The 17,901-nt window shown below is 67.9% G+C and carries 15 protein-coding genes; 7 read left to right on the top strand and 8 right to left on the bottom strand.

The window, feature by feature from the left end:
- Window positions 1–22 precede the first annotated feature (22 nt).
- Window positions 23–976, top strand: a complete 954-nt coding sequence (gene gshB, locus C8J24_RS10435; RefSeq protein WP_107932194.1) for a glutathione synthase — start codon at window positions 23–25, stop codon at window positions 974–976.
- An 85-nt stretch (window positions 977–1,061) separates the two neighbouring features.
- Window positions 1,062–1,661: a DedA family protein gene (locus C8J24_RS10430; protein WP_107932192.1), complete on the top strand. Its 600-nt coding sequence runs from the start codon at window positions 1,062–1,064 to the stop codon at window positions 1,659–1,661.
- A 7-nt stretch (window positions 1,662–1,668) separates the two neighbouring features.
- Here the strand turns inward: C8J24_RS10430 and C8J24_RS10425 are convergent, their stop codons facing one another.
- Window positions 1,669–2,568: a tyrosine recombinase XerC gene (locus C8J24_RS10425; protein WP_236559138.1), complete on the bottom strand. Its 900-nt coding sequence runs from the start codon at window positions 2,566–2,568 to the stop codon at window positions 1,669–1,671.
- A gap of 140 nt (window positions 2,569–2,708) precedes the next feature.
- On the opposite strand from C8J24_RS10425, the gene C8J24_RS10420 reads away from it, so the two are divergent.
- The 3 genes from C8J24_RS10420 to C8J24_RS10410 all read left to right on the top strand — a co-directional run bounded on the left by C8J24_RS10420 (window position 2,709) and on the right by C8J24_RS10410 (window position 7,504).
- Window positions 2,709–4,115, top strand: a complete 1,407-nt coding sequence (locus tag C8J24_RS10420; RefSeq protein ID WP_244180616.1) for a sensor domain-containing diguanylate cyclase — start codon at window positions 2,709–2,711, stop codon at window positions 4,113–4,115.
- Window positions 4,116–4,203: 88 nt separating this feature from the next.
- Window positions 4,204–6,375 carry a primosomal protein N' gene (locus C8J24_RS10415; protein ID WP_107932186.1) on the top strand — a complete coding sequence of 724 codons (2,172 nt, stop codon included), beginning with the start codon at window positions 4,204–4,206 and terminating at the stop codon, window positions 6,373–6,375.
- A 46-nt stretch (window positions 6,376–6,421) separates the two neighbouring features.
- Window positions 6,422–7,504, top strand: coding sequence for an acyltransferase family protein (locus C8J24_RS10410; RefSeq protein ID WP_107932184.1), 1,083 nt, complete (start codon window positions 6,422–6,424; stop codon window positions 7,502–7,504).
- 6 nt (window positions 7,505–7,510) lie between these two features.
- Here C8J24_RS10410 and C8J24_RS10405 read toward each other — a convergent pair whose 3' ends face one another.
- From C8J24_RS10405 to C8J24_RS10385, 5 genes are all read right to left on the bottom strand, one after another.
- Window positions 7,511–7,765 carry an ATP synthase F1 subunit epsilon gene (locus C8J24_RS10405; RefSeq protein WP_037530474.1) on the bottom strand — a complete coding sequence of 85 codons (255 nt, stop codon included), beginning with the start codon at window positions 7,763–7,765 and terminating at the stop codon, window positions 7,511–7,513.
- A 134-nt stretch (window positions 7,766–7,899) separates the two neighbouring features.
- Window positions 7,900–9,372, bottom strand: a complete 1,473-nt coding sequence (atpD, locus tag C8J24_RS10400; RefSeq protein ID WP_037530472.1) for a F0F1 ATP synthase subunit beta — start codon at window positions 9,370–9,372, stop codon at window positions 7,900–7,902.
- A 17-nt stretch (window positions 9,373–9,389) separates the two neighbouring features.
- The gene (locus tag C8J24_RS10395) at window positions 9,390–10,283 is read right to left on the bottom strand and encodes a F0F1 ATP synthase subunit gamma (protein WP_056405313.1); all 894 of its coding nucleotides are present in this window, start codon (window positions 10,281–10,283) and stop codon (window positions 9,390–9,392) included.
- 70 nt (window positions 10,284–10,353) lie between these two features.
- Entirely contained in the window at window positions 10,354–11,883 is a 1,530-nt protein-coding gene (gene atpA / locus C8J24_RS10390) for a F0F1 ATP synthase subunit alpha (protein WP_031394432.1), read from the bottom strand.
- A gap of 2 nt (window positions 11,884–11,885) precedes the next feature.
- The gene (locus C8J24_RS10385) at window positions 11,886–12,455 is read right to left on the bottom strand and encodes a F0F1 ATP synthase subunit delta (protein WP_031394433.1); all 570 of its coding nucleotides are present in this window, start codon (window positions 12,453–12,455) and stop codon (window positions 11,886–11,888) included.
- 326 nt (window positions 12,456–12,781) lie between these two features.
- On the opposite strand from C8J24_RS10385, the gene C8J24_RS10380 reads away from it, so the two are divergent.
- A complete protein-coding gene (locus C8J24_RS10380) occupies window positions 12,782–13,459 on the top strand; it encodes a dienelactone hydrolase family protein (protein ID WP_107932179.1) in 678 nt (225 codons plus the stop codon).
- A gap of 78 nt (window positions 13,460–13,537) precedes the next feature.
- Complete coding sequence (locus C8J24_RS10375; protein ID WP_107932177.1) at window positions 13,538–14,623, top strand: bifunctional transcriptional activator/DNA repair enzyme AdaA; 1,086 nt, start codon at window positions 13,538–13,540, stop codon at window positions 14,621–14,623.
- Between the two features lie 27 nt (window positions 14,624–14,650).
- Here the strand turns inward: C8J24_RS10375 and C8J24_RS10370 are convergent, their stop codons facing one another.
- Complete coding sequence (locus C8J24_RS10370) at window positions 14,651–16,237, bottom strand: tetratricopeptide repeat protein (protein WP_244180615.1); 1,587 nt, start codon at window positions 16,235–16,237, stop codon at window positions 14,651–14,653.
- 80 nt (window positions 16,238–16,317) lie between these two features.
- A complete protein-coding gene (locus C8J24_RS10365) occupies window positions 16,318–17,835 on the bottom strand; it encodes a S1C family serine protease (RefSeq protein WP_107932173.1) in 1,518 nt (505 codons plus the stop codon).
- Window positions 17,836–17,901: the final 66 nt, after the last annotated feature.

Here is a 17,901-nt window from a genome sequence, read left to right as displayed (position 1 = left end):
CGACCGCATAGAAGGAAGACGCATGAGCCTCACCGTCGCCGTCCAGATGGACCCGCTCGACAGCATCAATATCGCGGGCGATTCGACCTTCGCGCTGATGCTCTCCGCACAGCACCGCGGGCACCGCCTGTTCCACTACGCGGCGGAGGATCTCAACTACCGCGACGGCCGGGTCTGGGCGAAGGCGCACCCCGTCACCGTGCAGCGCGTGACCGGCGATCACTTCAGCGTCGGCGAGCCGGTGAACCTCGATCTCGGCGACGAGGCCGACGTCGTGCTCATGCGGCAGGACCCGCCCTTCGATCTCGGCTACATTACCGCGACGCATCTGCTCGAGCGGATCGCCGGCAAGACGCTGGTGGTCAACGACCCCGCACAGGTCCGCAACGCACCCGAAAAGGTGTTCGTGCTCGACTATCCGCAGTTCATGCCGCCGACGCTCGTCACGCGCAGCCTCGACGAGGCGCGCGCCTTCCTGGCCGAGCACGGCGCGATCGTGATCAAGCCGCTCCACGGCAATGGCGGCAAGGCGATCTTCAAGGTCGAATCGGACGGCGCCAACCTGTCCGCGCTGATCGAGGTGTTCAACATGACGTGGCGCGAGCCGCACATGGTCCAGGCGTTCCTTCCCGACGTGGCCAAGGGCGACAAGCGCATCGTGCTGGTCGACGGCGAAGTCGCCGGCGCGATCAACCGCCTTCCGGGCGAGGGCGAGATCCGCTCGAACCTCGCGGTCGGCGGCTCGGCGGAAAAGACCGAACTGACCCCGACCGAGCGCGAGATCTGCGCAGTCCTCGGGCCTGAACTCAAGAAGCGCGGGCTGCTGTTCGTCGGCATCGACGTGATCGGCGGCAAATGGCTGACCGAGATCAACGTGACCTCGCCCACCGGCATCGTCGCGATCGAACGGTTCGACGGCACCGACGTCTCCGCGATGATCTGGGACGCGATCGAGGCAAAGGTCGCGGCGCGGTAAGGAAAACCACCATCCCGGTTCACGCCGGGATGGTGCGACCGCTGTCGAGGGAACACATGCGGCCTCCCGGAAGTATCGGTTAGCCATGACCGAATTCATCATCAACCTGATCGCCTGGGGCGGCTATTTCGGCATCTTCCTGCTGATGGCGCTCGAGAATATCGTCCCGCCCGTACCGTCCGAGGTGATCATGGGGCTAGGCGGCATTGCGGTCGCGCGCGGCCATATGGCGGTCGTGCCGCTGATCGTTGCGGGCACGGTCGGATCGGTCGCGGGCAATTACTTCTGGTATTATATCGGCCGGAACATCGGCTACGAGCGGTTCCGCCCGTTCGTCGAGCGGCATGGCCGCTGGCTGACGATCGAATGGTCGGACATCGAGAAGGTCCATCGGTTCTTCGTGAAGCGCGGCGGCTGGGTGATCTTCGTCTTCCGCTTCATGCCGACCTTCCGGACGATCATCTCGCTCCCGGCCGGCATGACGTTCATGCCGCTGTGGAAATTCGTGATCTGGACCGCCGCGGGTAGCGCGATCTGGAACACCGTGCTCGCTTATGCCGGCATCCTGCTCGGCTCGCGGTTCCAGCAGCTCGACCGCTATGTCGGCCCGGTTTCGGTCGCGACGTTCGTCATCATCGCGCTGGCCTATGGCTGGCGCGTGCTGACATGGAAGCCGAAGGGCTGACCCTGCGCTACGCCCGCGGATGCGCGTTGCGGTACACGTCCATCAGATGCGCGGCGTCGACCTGCGTATAGATCTGCGTCGAGCTGAGGCTCGCATGGCCGAGCAGCTCCTGCAACGCGCGCAGGTCCGCCCCGCGTCCCAGCAGATGCGTCGCAAAACTGTGGCGCAGTGCGTGCGGCGTCGTCCGCTCGCCAAGCCCGAGCCGCCCGCGGGCCCCGCGGACCGCGCGGCGCACGATCGCGGGGGCGAGCGGACCGCCCTTCGCGCCCCGGAACAACGGCTCCCCCGGCACCAGCGCCCAGGGGCACGTTGCGACATAGGCCTCGATCGCGGTCCGGACCTGCGGCAACAGCGGCACGATCCGCGTCTTGGCGCGCTTGCCGGTTACCGACAGCGTCTCGCCGAGCGGCAGGATCGCCGGCGTCAGCAGCAATGCCTCGCCGATGCGCAGCCCCGCGCCGTATAGCAGCATCAGCACGGCCCAGTCGCGCGCGCCGATCCACGGCTCGGCCGCATCGTCGGCGACCTCCCCGGCCAGCGCCACCGCCTCGGCTGGCGAGATCGGCCGCGGCACGCCGCGCTGGACCCGCGGCCCCTTCAGCCGCGGCGGTTCGGCATCCGCATTCGCCCATGCGAGGAAGCCGCGCACCGCGGACAGCTCGCGCGCCGCCGATGCATTCCCCAGCCCCTGTCCGCGTCGATAGGCCAGATAGGCGCGAAGATCCGCCGTGCTCGTCCGGCCCAGCGCCGCGCGATCGACCGCCCCCGCCCAATGCCCGACGAGGAACGCCGTCAGCCGCTCGGCGACCGCGCGATAGGCGCGTACCGTGTGGACCGACCGCATCCGGTCCCGCGCCAGATGCGTCGCCCAGAGCATAGACGGGGGAAGCGTGTCGGGTGAGGTCATTCCAGCATGCTAGAGCGTTTGAACGACAAAGAAAATTAACTAACGCAGGCCTATTCGAAGACATGTCGCTCCCCGAGTCCGCCCCTCGCGAAATGCCCGGATCACCATCGCGTTTTGCCTCGGCCGACGAGGAACGCCGGGTGGCGACGCTCAACGCGCTCGCGCTGCTCGATACCGAACCGGAACGCGAATTCGACGCGCTCGTCGCGCTGGCGGCAGAAATGCTCGACTGCCCCAGTGCGATGATGACGCTGATCGATCGCGACCGGTTGTGGATCAAGGCCGCCAATGACGGCGAACGCGGCGAGATCGCGCGCGACGTGACCATGTGCAACGTCACCATTCAGGGATCCGCACCCCTGGTCGTGGAGGACCTGTCGGGTGATTCGCGATTCGCTGCCAACCCCCTGGTTGCCGCCTCCGACGGGGTGCGATTCTATGCCGGTGCCCCGATCCACGCGATCGCCGACGACGGTCGACGTCACCCGATCGGCGCGCTGTGCGTGCTCGACACCCATCCGCGCAGCCTGAACGCGGCAGGGCGGAAAGCGCTTGTGCATCTCGCCACGCTTGCCGAGGCGGCGATCGCCGCGCGGACCGCGGCAATGCAGGCGCTGGCGATCGCGGTGACCGCGGATCGCCAGTCGTCCGTTCTCGCTCGCCAGGACCGCATCTTCCGCCAGGCCGAGCGGATGGCGGCGATCGGATCGTGGCGGGTGCTGTGGCCCGACGGTCCGCTCGAATGGTCCGACGGCGTTTTCCGGATCCACGAGCTGCCGCTGGGCGCGCAACCCGACCCGTCGAAGGCGATCGATCACTATCCCCCCCATGCCCGCGAACAGATTGCGCAGGCGCTCACCGACGTCATCCGGACCGGTGTCCCGATCGATCTCGAACTCGACTTCACCACGGCACTGGGCAATCCACGACGCGTGCGCGTGCAGGGCGAGCTCGAACATGAGGCCCAGCGCAACGTGGACGGTCCCGTCGCGATCGTCGGCATCTTCCAGGACGTGACCGATCGTCACGCGCTCGAACTCACGTTGCGACGCACGGCCGAAACCGATGCGCTCACCGGCCTCGCCAACCGGGCCGCCTTCGACCGGGCGCTCGACGCGGCCATCACGCGCGCGCGTACAGCGGCCACGCCGTTGCTGCTCGCGCTGGTCGATCTCGACGGGTTCAAGGCGATCAACGATACGCTTGGCCACAACGCGGGTGACGACGTGCTGCGCGGCGTTGGCCAGATCCTGCAGGCGCCATGGCTTCGCGGCAGCCTCGCCGCCCGGCTCGGCGGTGACGAATTCGCGGTAATCGTCGACGACCCGGCGCTGGTCGGTGCACCCGAGGAGATCATCAGCCGGCTGCAGGAGGCGTTGCAGGTGCCGGTCTCGGTCGACGGCCTGGCGATGATCAGCGCGGGCACCGTCGGCATCGCCGCGCTCGAAGCCGATTGCCAGACGGTCCGCGATTTCGTCCACCGCGTCGACATCGTCCTCTACCGCGCCAAGCGCGAACGGATCGGCGAACGGCGCCGCGCGGCCTGATCGGGTTCACCCCGATGGGCGCCGCGACGACGACCACACGCCGCTAAAAGGTTTCCGTCGAGTCGATCTGCCCCCATATGCGTCGGCCATGTCGTCGCGCGCCCGTGTCCTGATCCTCAACGCCGCCCTCGGGCCGCTCGACTACCGCGTGCCCGCGGGCATGGACGTCGCGCCCGGCTCGATCGTCGTCGCGCCGCTGGGCCCGCGCCAGCTGCTCGGCGTGGTGTGGGAGGCGGAGCGGATGCCGTCGGATGCGGAGGTCGGCGACAACCGCCTGCGCAATCTCCTCGCGGCCGCGGACGTACCGCCGCTCGGTGCGCCGCTTCGCCGGCTGATCGAATGGACCGCCGATTATTATCTGGCGCCCCCCGCCTCGGTGCTGCGGATGTCACTCGCCTCGACTTCCGCGCTCGAGGGCGCGCGCACCGCGACCGAATATCGCGCGACCGGCACGATCCCCCCGCGCCTGACGCCGCAACGCGAACAGGCGCTCGAACGGATCGGCGATCGCCAGGGCCTGATCCGCGAACTGGCGCAGCTCGCCGAGGTGAGCGACGCGGTCATTCGCGGTCTCGTCAAGGTCGGCGGGATCGAGGCGGTCGAGGTGGATATCGACAGCACCTACCCTGTCCCCGACCCGCTGCATCACGTCCCCGTGCTGTCGCCCGATCAGCGCGCAGCGGCGGACTCGCTCGTCAAAGGCGTCGCCGACCACATCTTCACGCCGACATTGCTCGACGGCGTGACCGGTTCGGGCAAGACCGAGGTCTATTTCGAGGCGGTCGCGCAGGCGATCCGCGACAGCCGCCAGACGCTGGTGCTGCTGCCCGAGATCGCATTGACCGAGCCCTTCCTCAAGCGCTTCCACGACCGCTTCGGCTGCGAGCCGATCGCGTGGCATTCGGGGCTGCGGTCCACCCAGCGACGCCGCGCCTGGCGTGCGATCGCGAGCGGCGAGGCGCTGGTCACGGTCGGCGCACGCTCCGCGCTGTTCCTGCCCTATCGCGATCTCGGCCTGATCGTCGTCGACGAGGCGCACGAGACCAGCTTCAAGCAGGAAGAAGGCGTGCATTATCATGCGCGCGACGTCGCGGTGATGCGCGGCAAGTTCGAGGGATGCCCGGTCATCCTCGCGTCCGCCACGCCCGCGATCGAGACCCGCCAGCAGGTCGCGACCGGCCGCTATGCCGAACTGAAGCTGCCCGGCCGCTTCGGCGTGGCGGAAATGCCGACGATCGAGCCGATCGACCTGATCAAGGAGCCGCCCGAACGCGGCCGCTGGCTCGCCCCGCCGCTGGTCCAGGCGATGCAGGCGACACTGGAGAAGCGCGAACAGGCGCTGCTGTTCCTCAACCGCCGGGGCTATGCACCGCTGACGCTGTGCCGCACCTGCGGGCACCGGTTCCAGTGTCCGAACTGCACCGCGTGGATGGTCGAGCACCGGCTGACGCGGCGGCTCGCCTGTCATCATTGCGGCCATGCCGAGCCGACGCCGCGCGTCTGTCCCGAATGCCAGGGCGAGGATACGCTCGTAGCCTGTGGTCCCGGCGTCGAACGGATCGCGGACGAGGTCGCCGCGCTGTTTCCCGAGGCGAAGACCGCGGTCGTCACGTCGGACACGATCTGGTCGCCTGCCAAGGCGGCGGAATTCGTCGACCGGATGGAGGCGGGCGATATCGACATCGTCGTCGGCACGCAGCTGGTCACCAAGGGCTATCACTTCCCCAATCTGACGCTGGTCGGCGTCGTCGATGCGGATCTGGGGCTCGACGGCGGCGACCTGCGCGCGGCTGAGCGCACCTTCCAGCAGATCCGCCAGGTGTCGGGGCGTGCCGGTCGTGGCGAGAAGCCGGGCCATGTCTACATCCAGACGCACAGCGCCGCCGCGCAGGTGATGCAGGCACTGATCACCGGCGACGCCGACGCCTTTTATGCGGCCGAGACCGAGGCGCGCAAGGATGCGGGCGCGCCGCCCTTCGGCCGTTATGCCGCGATCGTCGTGTCTTCCGAGGATCAGCGTTGTGCGCACGACACCGCCAATCTCGTCGGGCGAAGCGCGCCGCAGGTCGAGGGAATGCATGTCTATGGCCCCGCGCCGGCGCCGCTCGCGATGCTGCGTGGCCGGCACCGCTACCGCCTGCTCGTCCATGCAAAGCGCGCGCTCGACGTGCAGGACGTCATCCGTGCATGGCTCGGCACGCTCGACTGGCCGTCCAAGGTACGCGTCACCGTCGACGTCGATCCCTATAATTTTCTCTGATACGACAGCAACCGACGCTTAACCGCTAGCACGCTATCCAAGGTGGATGTCGGCGCAGCGTGTTACCCCGATTCAATGGCTGCGCGCGCTCGCCGCGACGATGGTCGTTGCCGCGCATGCAGCGAACCTGGTTGATGCGGGTCCGGTCCGGATCACCGGCGCGTTCATTCCATCGGTGCCCAATCTCGCCGTGGTCGGCATCAGCGGCGTCGATCTCTTCTTCGTCATCAGCGGCTTCGTCATGGCGCAGTCGCTCGCGACCGCACCACGCGATCCCTGGGGCTTTCTCCTGCAGCGCTGGCGCCGCATCGTTCCGCTCTTCGCGCTCGCCAGCATCGCCTATATCCTCGTCGCGACCGAGCCGCAGCCGGTCGAGGCGATGCTCATGTCGATCACCGTCCTTCCGCTGCTTGATGGCGCCGGCTATCATCAGCCTTCGCTCTATGTCGGCTGGACGCTGGGCTTCGAGTTTGCCTTCTACGCGCTCGTCGCGCTCGCGATAACCGCCCGCCACCACAGGATCCGGTGGCTGCTGGTCGCGACGCTCACTGTTGCGCTGCTCGGCTGCATCGTCCAGCCCGGCTGGGCGCCGGTGCGGTTGCTCTTCAACCCGATGCAGCTGGAATTCGCCTTTGGCCTGCTTGTCTGGATCGCCTGGCGACGCGGCATCACCGCACCCGTCGCGGCGATGGCCACGGTTCTGGGAACCGCGCTGCTCGCTATCGGTATCGCCGTCGGGCTAGGTCCTGCGGTCTCGGGCGATGTCCAGGCGGCGGTCGCCGGCACCTCCGGTCTCGCACGCAGCTGGACCTGGGGGCTGCCCTGGGCGCTCGTCCTGCTCGGGGTGATCGACACGCCGGGTGGCGGCCGGTTCGGCCGGATCGTCGCGCGGATCGGCGACGCCTCCTATTCGACCTATCTCGTCCACCCCTGCCTGATCGCGCTGCTGTGGCGCATCGGCGGGGTCCTGCCGGACTGCCCGGCGGGTGTCTTCGTCGCGCTCTTCGTGATGCTGTCGACGGTCGCGGGGCTCATCGTCCACCGCTGGATCGAACGGCCGCTGCTGCAGGTCCTAGCCCGGCAGCGCAAGGCGGCGGCGCCCGTCGCTACCGACGCGGCGCTCGCCTGAGGCGGTTTACTCGCCCGCCTGCTCGGCAAGGATCGTCAGGCCCTTGGCGTTGACCTCGGCGAAACCACCGCGGATCGCGATCGTCTCGGGCGTGCCGTTCTGCGTCCGATGCACCTGCACGCTCCCGTCGCGGACGGTCGACATGAACGGCGCATGGCCTTCCAGCACGCCGAAATCGCCTTCGGTGCCGGGGACGACGACCATATAGACCTCCTCCGATCGGACGAGCTTTTCTGGCGTGACGAGTTCGAAATGCAGCATGTCTATCTTCTCACTCCCCTCCCGCATGCGGGAGGGGCCGGGGGTGGGCTCGCGCTATCGGCCTCGCGCGACGTGGAGAGCGGGTGCCCACCCCCCAGCCCCCTCCCGCTTGCGGGAGGGGGAGTCAGGTTGGCTTACGCCTCCGCAGCCATCTTCTCGGCCTTGGCGACGGCTTCGTCGATGCCGCCGACCATGTAGAAGGCGCTCTCGGGCAGGTGATCATACTCGCCCTCGACCACCGCCTTGAACGAACGGACGGTGTCCTCGAGCTGGACGAACTTGCCGCTGATGCCGGTGAAGACCTCGGCGACGTGGAACGGCTGGCTCAGGAACTTCTGGATCTTGCGCGCACGCTGCACGGTGAGCTTATCTTCTTCCGAAAGCTCGTCCATGCCGAGAATGGCGATGATGTCCTGCAGCGACTTGTACTTCTGCAGCGTCGACTGGACCGCACGCGCGGTGTCGTAATGCTCCTGGCCGACGACGCGGGGCTCGAGCAGACGCGAGGTCGAGTCGAGCGGATCGACCGCCGGGTAGATGCCCAGCTCCGAGATCGCACGGTTGAGGTTGGTCGTCGCATCGAGATGCGCGAACGACGTCGCCGGCGCCGGATCGGTAAGATCGTCCGCGGGAACGTACACGGCCTGCACCGAGGTGATCGACCCCTTGTTGGTCGAGGTGATGCGCTCCTGCAGCGCGCCCATGTCGGTCGACAGCGTCGGCTGATAGCCCACCGCCGACGGAATACGGCCGAGCAGTGCCGATACCTCTGCGCCCGCCTGCGTGAAGCGGAAGATGTTGTCGACGAAGAACAGCACGTCCTGGCCTTCGACGTCGCGGAAATATTCGGCGATCGTCAGACCCGAGAGAGCGACGCGTGCGCGTGCGCCCGGCGGCTCGTTCATCTGGCCGAATACCAGCGCGACCTTCGAGCCCTCCGACTGCGGGTTGCCGTCGGCATCCTTGGCGATGACGCCTGCGTCGAGGAACTCGTGGTACAGATCGTTACCCTCGCGGGTACGCTCGCCGACGCCCGCGAACACCGACGTGCCGCCGTGACCCTTGGCGATGTTGTTGATCAGTTCCTGGATCAGCACGGTCTTGCCGACGCCGGCGCCGCCGAACAGGCCGATCTTGCCGCCCTTTGCATAGGGTGCGAGCAGATCGATGACCTTGATGCCCGTGACCAGGATCGCGCTCTCGGTCGACTGGTCGACGAACAACGGTGCCGATGCGTGGATCGGGGCGGTCTGCTCTGCGCCGACGGGGCCACGCTCGTCGATCGGCTCGCCGATGACGTTGAGGATGCGGCCGAGCGTCTTCGGGCCGACGGGCACGCGGATCTGCGAGCCGGTGTCGGTGACGGTCTGGCCGCGGGTCAGACCCTCGGTCGCGTCCATCGCGATCGTGCGGACGGTATTCTCGCCGAGATGCTGCGCGACTTCGAGGACGAGCCGGTTGCCGTTGTTATCGGTTTCGAGCGCCGACAGAATCGCGGGCAGGTTGTCGGGAAAATGCACGTCGACGACCGCGCCGATCACCTGCGAGATGCGACCCGTGTTGTTCGTTGCCGCCACTGGGGCGATGGTCTCTGGGGCGGTTGCCATTATCTGCTTCCTTGGGCTTACTTGAGCGCTTCGGCGCCCGAGATGATTTCGACCAGCTCGGTCGTGATCGCGGCTTGGCGTGTACGGTTATACTGGATCGAGAGGCGCGTGATCATGTCGCCCGCGTTGCGCGTGGCGTTGTCCATCGCGTTCATGCGGCTGCCCTGCTCCGACGCTGCGTTTTCGAGCAGCGCGCGGAAGATCTGGATCGCGACGTTGCGCGGCAGCAGATCGGCGAGGATCGCTTCCTCGTCGGGCTCGTACTCGACCACGGCTTCCGCCGGTGCGTTGGGTTTTGCCTCTGCGCCGGGGATGGTCGAGAGCGGCACGGGAACGATCTGGATGCCGGTCGGCACCTGCACCAGCGCCGAGACGAACTTGGCATAGAACAGATGCGCGACGTCGAACTGACCCTCGCCGAAGCGCTTGATCAGGTCTTCGGAGATCGCCTGCGCGTCGCTGAACGCGAGCTTCTTGATCCCGCCCATCTCGTGATCGGCGAGAATGTCGTTCGGGAAGAAACGCTTGATCACGCGGCCCTTCTTGCCGGCGACATAGAATTTCACGGTCTTGCCGGCCGCGATCAGCTCCTCGGCCTTGCGACGTGCCGCGCGGACGATGTTGGTGTTGAACGCACCGGCCAGACCACGCTCCGACGTCGCGATGACGATCAGATGGACCTGGTCCTTGCCGGTCCCGGCCAGCAGGGGCGATGCGCCCGGCGCGATGCCGACGCGCCCGGCAAGGCTCGCCATCACCGCTTCGAGCCGCTCGGCATAGGGCCGGCCGGCGACCGCCGCGTCCTGCGCACGGCGCAGTTTCGCAGCGGCGACCATCTTCATCGCCTTGGTGATCTTCTGCGTCGACTTCACCGAGCCGATACGGATCTTGAGTGCCTTGAGGCTCGCCATCTACGTCCCTTTGTTCCCCCGCGACGGCGGAGGCCCAGCCTGCCCCCGCATCAGCGGGGGCATGTTCTACTTATGCAAACGTCTTGGCGAACGCCTCGAGCGCTGCCTTCAGCTTGTCCTTCGCCTCGTTACCCAGATCGCGGGTATCGCGGATCAGCTTGAGCACGTCGGCATGGTTCGCGCGCATGTCGGCGAGCAGTGCCTGCTCGTAGCGGGTCACGTCGGCGACGGGCACCTTGTCGAGGAAACCGCTGGTGCCGGCGAAGATCGACACGGTCTGCTCCTCGAACGGCAGCGGCGAGAACTGCGCCTGCTTGAGCAGCTCGGTCAGACGCGCACCGCGGTTGAGCAGCTTCTGCGTCGACGCATCGAGATCCGACCCGAACTGCGCGAACGCCGCCATCTCGCGATACTGCGCGAGCTCGAGCTTGATCGAGCCCGACACCTTCTTCATCGCCTTGGTCTGTGCGGCCGAGCCGACGCGGCTGACCGAGAGACCGACGTTGATCGCCGGGCGCACGCCCGAGAAGAACAGGTCGGTTTCGAGGAAGATCTGGCCGTCGGTGATCGAGATCACGTTGGTCGGGATGTACGCCGAAACGTCGCCCGCCTGCGTCTCGATGATCGGCAGCGCGGTCAGCGAACCGCCGCCGTTCGCGTCCGACATCTTGGCCGCACGCTCGAGCAGACGGCTGTGAAGATAGAACACGTCGCCGGGATAGGCTTCACGGCCCGGAGGACGACGCAGAAGCAGCGACATCTGGCGGTAGGCGACCGCCTGCTTCGACAGATCGTCGTAGCAGATCAGCGCGTGCATGCCGCGATCGCGGAAATACTCGCCCATCGCGACGCCGGTATAGGGCGCGAGATACTGGAGCGGTGCGGGGTCCGACGCGGTGGCTGCAACGACGATGGAATACTCCATCGCGCCATTCTCTTCGAGCGTCTTGACGAGCTGCGCGACCGTCGAGCGCTTCTGGCCGATGGCGACATAGACGCAATACAGCTTCTTCGACTCGTCGTCGCCCGCGTTCGCGGTCTTCTGGTTGATGAACGCGTCGATCGCGACGGCCGACTTGCCGGTCTGGCGATCGCCGATGATCAACTCGCGCTGGCCACGGCCGACGGGAACGAGTGCATCGATCGCCTTGAGACCGGTCTGGACCGGCTCGCTGACCGACTGGCGCGGGATGATGCCCGGCGCCTTGACCTCGACGCGGCTGCGCTCGGTCGTGTGGATCGGGCCCTTGCCGTCGATCGGGTTGCCGAGACCGTCGACCACGCGGCCGAGCAGCTCCTTGCCGATCGGCACGTCGACGATCGTGCCGGTGCGCTTGACGATGTCGCCTTCCTTGATCTCCGAGTCAGACCCGAAGATCACGACGCCGACATTGTCGGCCTCGAGATTGAGCGCCATGCCCTGCACGCCGTTCGAGAATTCGACCATCTCGCCGGCCTGGACGTTGTCGAGGCCGAAGATGCGCGCGATGCCGTCGCCGACGCTCAGCACCTGGCCGGTCTCGCTGACCTGGGCCTCGGTGCCGAAATTGGCGATCTGATCCTTGATGATCTTCGAGATTTCTGCGGCGCGGATATCCATGGTCAGCCTTTCATCGCCTGCGCGAGCGTGTTCAAACGGGTGCGGATCGACGAATCGATCATCTGGCTGCCGACGCGGACGACGAGTCCGCCCAGCAGCGATGGGTCGACGTTGAGGTCGACGGAAACTTCACGGCCGACCCGCTGGCGGAGCTGATGCTTCAGCTCGATCACCTGCTCTTCGGACAGCGGATGCGCAGAGGTCACTTCGGCTGCGATCTCGCCGCGATGCTGCGCGGCAAGCGTGCGATACGCCTTGATGATCTTGGCCAGCGCGCCGAGCCGGTGGTTCTCGGCCAGCACGCCCAGGAAATTCTTCGTGGTCGCATCGACGCCGAGTTCGTCGGCGACGGCGGAGATCGCCTTCACCGCCGCGCCGCGCGATACCATCGGGCTCGTCGTGAGGTCGCGGAGCGTGTCGGACTGCGCCAGCGCGTCGCGCACGGTCGACAGGCTCTGCTCGACCGCGTCGATCGTCTTGGCGTCACGCGCCAGTTCGAACAGGGCGAGCGCATAACGCCCACCTAAGCTCGCCTGGATAGCGCCGCCGCCGTTACCGGGAAGTGTCTCCACGGACCTGTCAATCCTCGTCTGAAACCGAATGTCGCCGTCCCACAAGGGAAGAGGGCGCGAAAGCACCTCTACCGGGACGCGGCGCGGGTAGCATCGGGTTCCAGCATTGGCAAGCCGGGCGGGCGGAGGAGACGACTGGTTTGTGACTGTTTTGTCATCGGTAGATGGTTGGAAGGCCCACCTCACCCTCTTCGTCATCCCCGCGCAGGCGGGGATCCATATCCTCCGGACCCAGCGCATTCATCGCAGGGCCTGCCACTATGGGTTCCCGCGTCCGCGGGAATGACGATAATGGTCGGAACAGGATCACACGACAAGGAATCGGAATGACCGGCACGATGGAAAGCATGACGATGTCCGACGGCGCGAGGATCGCGGTCTATCATGCGCAACCGACGGGAGACCGTCGCGGCGGGCTCGTCCTCGTGCAGGAGATCTTCGGCGTCACCGACCATATCCGCGATCTGTGCGACGACTATGCGGCCGATGGCTATGAAGTGCTGGCACCCGCCTTGTTCGACCGGGAGCATCCGGGCTTCGAGGCGGACTATTCGGGTGACGGCCTCGCCCGCGGGATCGAGCTTGCGCGGCAGCTCCATCCGTTCGAACTGTCGCTGACCGACGTCCAGACCTGCATCGACTCGCTCGCCCCCGCCGGGCCGGTGTTCGTCGTCGGCTATTGCTATGGAGGGTCGGTCGCGTGGTTCGCCGCTACCCGCCTCACCGGCGTGGCCGCCGCGAGCGGCTATTATGGCAGCATGATCCCGGCGGCGGCGGACGAAGAGCCCAAGGTCCCCGTCATCCTCCATTTCGGCCGCCACGATCACGGCATCCCGATGGAGGGCGTCGAGCAGGTGATCGCCAAGGACTGGCCGAACGCGACCGTGAATGTCTACGAGGCGGGCCACGGCTTCAACTCGGATCGCCGCAAGGATTATCACGAGCCGAGCGCCGATCTTGCAAAGGCCCGCACGCTTGCGCTGTTCCACGCGAACGGCGGCTGACAAGCGCTGGCGTCTGCTCCCCGGTTTGACCGCAAGCCGCGGGATGCAGCACCCCGACCGACGCGCTACATCTTGGCCATGACGCACATCGCCCCAGATCCGGACACCGCCTGGACCGCCTTTGCCAACCGGGACCGGGCGTGGGACGGTCGGTTCATCGTCGCGGTGAAGACCACCGGCATCTATTGCAAGCCGAGCTGTCCGGCCCGCCATCCCAGACGCGAGAATGTCGTCTTCCTTGATGACCCGGCTAGCGCCCGTGCGGCCGGGTTCCGGGCCTGCCTTCGCTGTACCCCGGACTCCGTGGGCCGCGACCGGATAGCGGTCGCCGCCGCCGTCGCGCTGCTCGAAGCCACGGACGACCGCCTCTCGCTCGACCAGCTCGCAGCACAAGCGGGCTATGCGCCGCATCATTTCCACCGGCTGTTCAAGCGCGCGACCGGGGTCACGCCGGCCGCCTATGCCCGCGGCCTGCGCAGCGCACGCGCCGCCGACGCGCTGACCCGTGAGGCCCACGTCGCCGCCGCGATCTACGATGCGGGCTATGCCGCGCCGAGTCGCTTCTATGCCGGCGCCGCGTCGCGCATGGGGATGCCGCCGAGCGTCTGGGCGCGCGGCGGCGACGGGGTCCGGATCCGCTGGACGATCGTCGCGACCAGCCTCGGGCCGCTACTGATCGCCGCGACCGATACGGGGCTGTGCCGCGTGGCGTTCGACGAGGACGCGGCCGACCTCGTCGCGCGCTTCCCCCGTGCGATCGTCACGCCCGGCGATACGGTACTCGCCGATCTTGCGGCGCGCGTCGTCGCCAGCGTCGAATCACCCGACCGCCAGCACGACCTCCCACTCGACGTCCGCGGCACCGCGTTCCAGGAGGCGGTCTGGCAGGCACTCGCCCGCATCCCCGCGGGCGAGACGCGCACCTATACGCAACTCGCCGTTGCCGCCGGCACCCCGGCCGCGGTCCGTGCGGTGGGCAGTGCGTGCGGTGCCAATCCGATCGCCATCCTCATCCCCTGCCACCGCGCGCTTCGCACCGACGGGACACTCGGCGGCTACGCCTATGGCCTCGACCGCAAACGCGCGCTGCTGGCGAAAGAGGCGCCGCGCCAACCCACCCTGTCGCCAGCACATTCAGGCGATCCCCGACCTTCGACATCGTGACGACGGTCGGGGTCCGCGCCCTCCTTGCTAATTCGCCGGTGTCGGCCCCGACGGCGTCGCCGCCACCGTCTCCCCCCGTGCCTTCGCAAGCGCCAGCATCGCCGCGGGCCCCGTCACGCCGGTATCGAGGATCGCGATCAGCCGCGCCGCCGGGTTGTCTGCCGACTGGTGCGGGTCATAGGCGAGCGGGCGCAGTGCGCGTCGGGCAGCATCGGTCTGACCATCCAGGATCGCCTGCGCCGCGACCTTGAAGCGCAGCGCCGGGTCCTGCGGCACGAGCTCGAGCGCGCGACCGATCCCGAGGATCGCGGCCGCGCTGGGAGTCTCGCCCGCCGCGGCGAAGCTGTCATAATAGAGCGACAGCGCCTCGGCATCGTCGGGCGCCTGGCGATTGGCCGTGACGATCCAGCGCCGCGCCGCACTCCATGCTGAAGCATCGCGCGGTGTCGCCGCAGCGGCGCGCCGCATCATCACCTGCGCCTTGTACAGCATCGCCTGCCGCGACGTCGGATCGGCGGCGAGCGCGCGGTCGGCAGCACCCAGCGCCACATCGTCCTGCCCCGCATCATACGCCATCTCCGCCAGCCAGCCCTGCGCCAGCGCATCGTCGGGATAGGCCGCCGCGATCCGGGCGGCGCGCGCGAAGATCGGTGCGGCGGTGGCACGATTGACGCCGCGCTCCGACTGCATCCGCAGCTCGACCATCGCCGCGGCGCCCGGCGACAACGGCGTCACGGCCACAGGCGCGACGGGCAGCTTATCATATGCGATCCGCAGCCCCGGGATGCGCGACTGGCGCAAATACGCATCGAGCGCCTTGTCGAGCGCGCGCAAGTCGCCGAACGCCGCAGTAGCCGCAGCAACGCTCGGCGTTCCCGCGTTCAGCGCGGTCAGATACTGCTGGAACTGCCGGCCGCGCGCCGCATCGAACATAAGATAGTGCGTCAGCAACCAGCCGCGCCCGTACATCACCCCGCGCTGCTCGTCGGTCAGCGTCTGCCCGGTCGCGAACAAGGTCGCCGCGGGCACCGGCTTCGCCGCGAGCAGGCTGTACGCCCGGTGCTGCGCCGCGCCGCCGAGCTGGACATACTCCTTCTCGAACGCGGCGGTCGAGACGAACTCGGCATAGCCCTCGGAAAACCACGCCGGATAGGCGGCGGCGTAATTGCCCAGCAGGAAGTGATGCGCATATTCGTGAAACAGGACGATTTGCGGGATCCCGCCGCCGCGCGTCGAGCGGCTGCCGTCCCCGCCCTCGTCGATCCGCGGGGTGAAGGCGACCGACCCGCTCGCGCGCGGCAGGTAGAATCCGGCGATGCCGCGATCGCCCGACAATCGGCGGATCGCCGCGACGTCGTTCGCGACATAGACGGTGACGCGGTTCGCGCCCTTCGCGCCGGTGCCCTCCGGCGTGCGGTGGAGATGCCGGATCGCCCCGTCGAACTGCTCGAGCCGCGTCGCCATCGTCGTGAGCGCGGCGGGCGACATGTCGGCATAGATCTCGAAATGATCGGAGGTCGCGTGCGCCCATTTCGCCGCTGCCGGCGTCCAGGCCGCGACCAGTCCCGCCATGATCGTGACGCTCCACGCCACCCCATGCCTAACTCTGTGCATTACCCGCATCGCCATCCCCCTCAACACCGCCATCCTGCCATGCGGATCGGCGCGTGCCGAGGGGGTAAACGGAGTCTCGATCAGTCTGCCGATGTGCAGGAATAGACGAGCTTCTCGTTGGGCAGCGGCGGCAGCGTGGCCCGGACTGCCGACTGCTGACCGACCAGCCGCGTGATCGCCGCCGGATCGGTTGTGCACTGCCCCGGCGTGTCGCCACGCGCCGCCCGCGCCGCGGTCATCCCCGCCGCCGACATCAAATAGCGCGTATTGGCATAGGTCCGCGTCGCCGGGTCGAACGACAGCAGTGACACCGTCTGTTCGGCCTCGGGCACCAGCACGCGTTCCCACCGGCCATTGCCCGCGACATATTGGGTCTTGCCGTTGACGCAGCCGCCCGCACCCCAGCCGAGCGGCACGTCTTCGCTCGACGAGATCGTGATCCGGCTCCGCTCGGGGATCAGCCGGCACATTAGCCGGCCGAGCGCCTTGTCCTCGACCACCGGCCCCGATCGCGCGACCGACGCCGTGGGAAGGTCGACCGCGCCCGACGGCCTGGCCACGAACACGACGACCGCCGCGACCACCGCGACGCCACCGCCTGCTGCCGTCCAGATCGCCGCACGCCGCCGGCCGCGCGATTCGAGCAGCCCCGCCGCACCGATCCCGAGCGCGCCTGCGACCAGCAGCAGCCCCGCGATCGCCATGACGTTCTCGCGCCGGCGCTCCGCCTCGATACGCGCCTGTTCCAGCGCGCGTTCACGCGACAGCGCCGCCTGCGTCGCCACATCACGCCGCGCCGCCGCCGCATCGGCCGCCGCGCGCACGTCTGCGTCGCTGTCCTGCCGCAACCGCTCCTCGATCGAGGTGCACGGCGTTCCGACCGCGGTATAGGGCTGCTTCGCCTCGCGCAGGAATGCGGCGAGCTCGGTGTCCGCGATTGCGAAGCCGAACGTCGAATCGCCCTCCTCGCCGCGCGTGATCGCCGAATTGACGCCGATCACGCGGCCGCACCGGTCAAGCAGCGGTCCGCCCGAATTGCCGCGCGCGATATTGGCGGTGTGCAACAGCACCTCGACATCGCTCAGACTGCGCCGGCCCGAGAAGACGCCCTCCGACCGCACTGGGCTGGTCGGCCGGATATAGTCCGCGGCCGAGCGCGCGGTGGCGAGGTCGACATTGCCGGGAAAGCCCAGCGACACCACCGCCCCGCCCTCATCGATCGGTCCCGTATACAGCGCGGTCTGCGGCAGGCGCGCGCCGGTGAACTCGATCAGCGCCAGATCGCGCTGCACGTCATAGGCGATCACCTTGCCCTGATAGGATTTGTCCCCCTCGGTCGGCACCACGCCGACGACGACATTGTCGGGATAGCGTTCCGCCAGCTCGACGACATGCGCGTTGGTGACGATCCGGTTGGGCGCGACCGCGAAGCCGCTGCCATGACCGAAGCCGACGACCTGGTCGTCGACCACCGCGATCGTCACAACACGCACGACCCCGCGCCCGGTCGCGCTGATGTCGTCGGCGCTGGCGGGGGCGGCGATGCCGATGAGCGCGGCGAGCGGAAGGACGAGCAGGGTAAGCAGGCGGATCAGCATGCGCCCCCCTTATCCGCCCGCGCGCCGCGGCAGAACCCGTTTCCGGACGCCGCGCGGTCGCCGACC

The organism is Sphingomonas aerolata (assembly GCF_003046295.1).
In the GTDB taxonomy this organism is placed as follows: domain Bacteria; phylum Pseudomonadota; class Alphaproteobacteria; order Sphingomonadales; family Sphingomonadaceae; genus Sphingomonas; species Sphingomonas aerolata.
The sequence above is the reverse complement of the archived record's forward strand: the minus strand, read 5'-3'. Positions and strand labels throughout refer to the sequence as shown.

Excerpts from the sequence above, each read along its gene's own strand:
- gshB (WP_107932194.1), top strand. The coding sequence starts at position 23 with ATGAGCCTCACCGTCGCCGTCCAGATGGACCCGCTCGACAGCATCAAT.
- C8J24_RS10430 (WP_107932192.1), top strand. The coding sequence starts at position 1,062 with ATGACCGAATTCATCATCAACCTGATCGCCTGGGGCGGCTATTTCGGC.
- C8J24_RS10425 (WP_236559138.1), bottom strand. The coding sequence starts at position 2,568 with ATGACCTCACCCGACACGCTTCCCCCGTCTATGCTCTGGGCGACGCAT.
- C8J24_RS10415 (WP_107932186.1), top strand. The coding sequence starts at position 4,204 with ATGTCGTCGCGCGCCCGTGTCCTGATCCTCAACGCCGCCCTCGGGCCG.
- C8J24_RS10410 (WP_107932184.1), top strand. The coding sequence starts at position 6,422 with ATGTCGGCGCAGCGTGTTACCCCGATTCAATGGCTGCGCGCGCTCGCC.
- C8J24_RS10405 (WP_037530474.1), bottom strand. The coding sequence starts at position 7,765 with ATGCTGCATTTCGAACTCGTCACGCCAGAAAAGCTCGTCCGATCGGAG.
- atpD (WP_037530472.1), bottom strand. The coding sequence starts at position 9,372 with ATGGCAACCGCCCCAGAGACCATCGCCCCAGTGGCGGCAACGAACAAC.
- C8J24_RS10395 (WP_056405313.1), bottom strand. The coding sequence starts at position 10,283 with ATGGCGAGCCTCAAGGCACTCAAGATCCGTATCGGCTCGGTGAAGTCG.
- atpA (WP_031394432.1), bottom strand. The coding sequence starts at position 11,883 with ATGGATATCCGCGCCGCAGAAATCTCGAAGATCATCAAGGATCAGATC.
- C8J24_RS10380 (WP_107932179.1), top strand. The coding sequence starts at position 12,782 with ATGACCGGCACGATGGAAAGCATGACGATGTCCGACGGCGCGAGGATC.
- C8J24_RS10375 (WP_107932177.1), top strand. The coding sequence starts at position 13,538 with ATGACGCACATCGCCCCAGATCCGGACACCGCCTGGACCGCCTTTGCC.
- C8J24_RS10370 (WP_244180615.1), bottom strand. The coding sequence starts at position 16,237 with ATGCACAGAGTTAGGCATGGGGTGGCGTGGAGCGTCACGATCATGGCG.
- C8J24_RS10365 (WP_107932173.1), bottom strand. The coding sequence starts at position 17,835 with ATGCTGATCCGCCTGCTTACCCTGCTCGTCCTTCCGCTCGCCGCGCTC.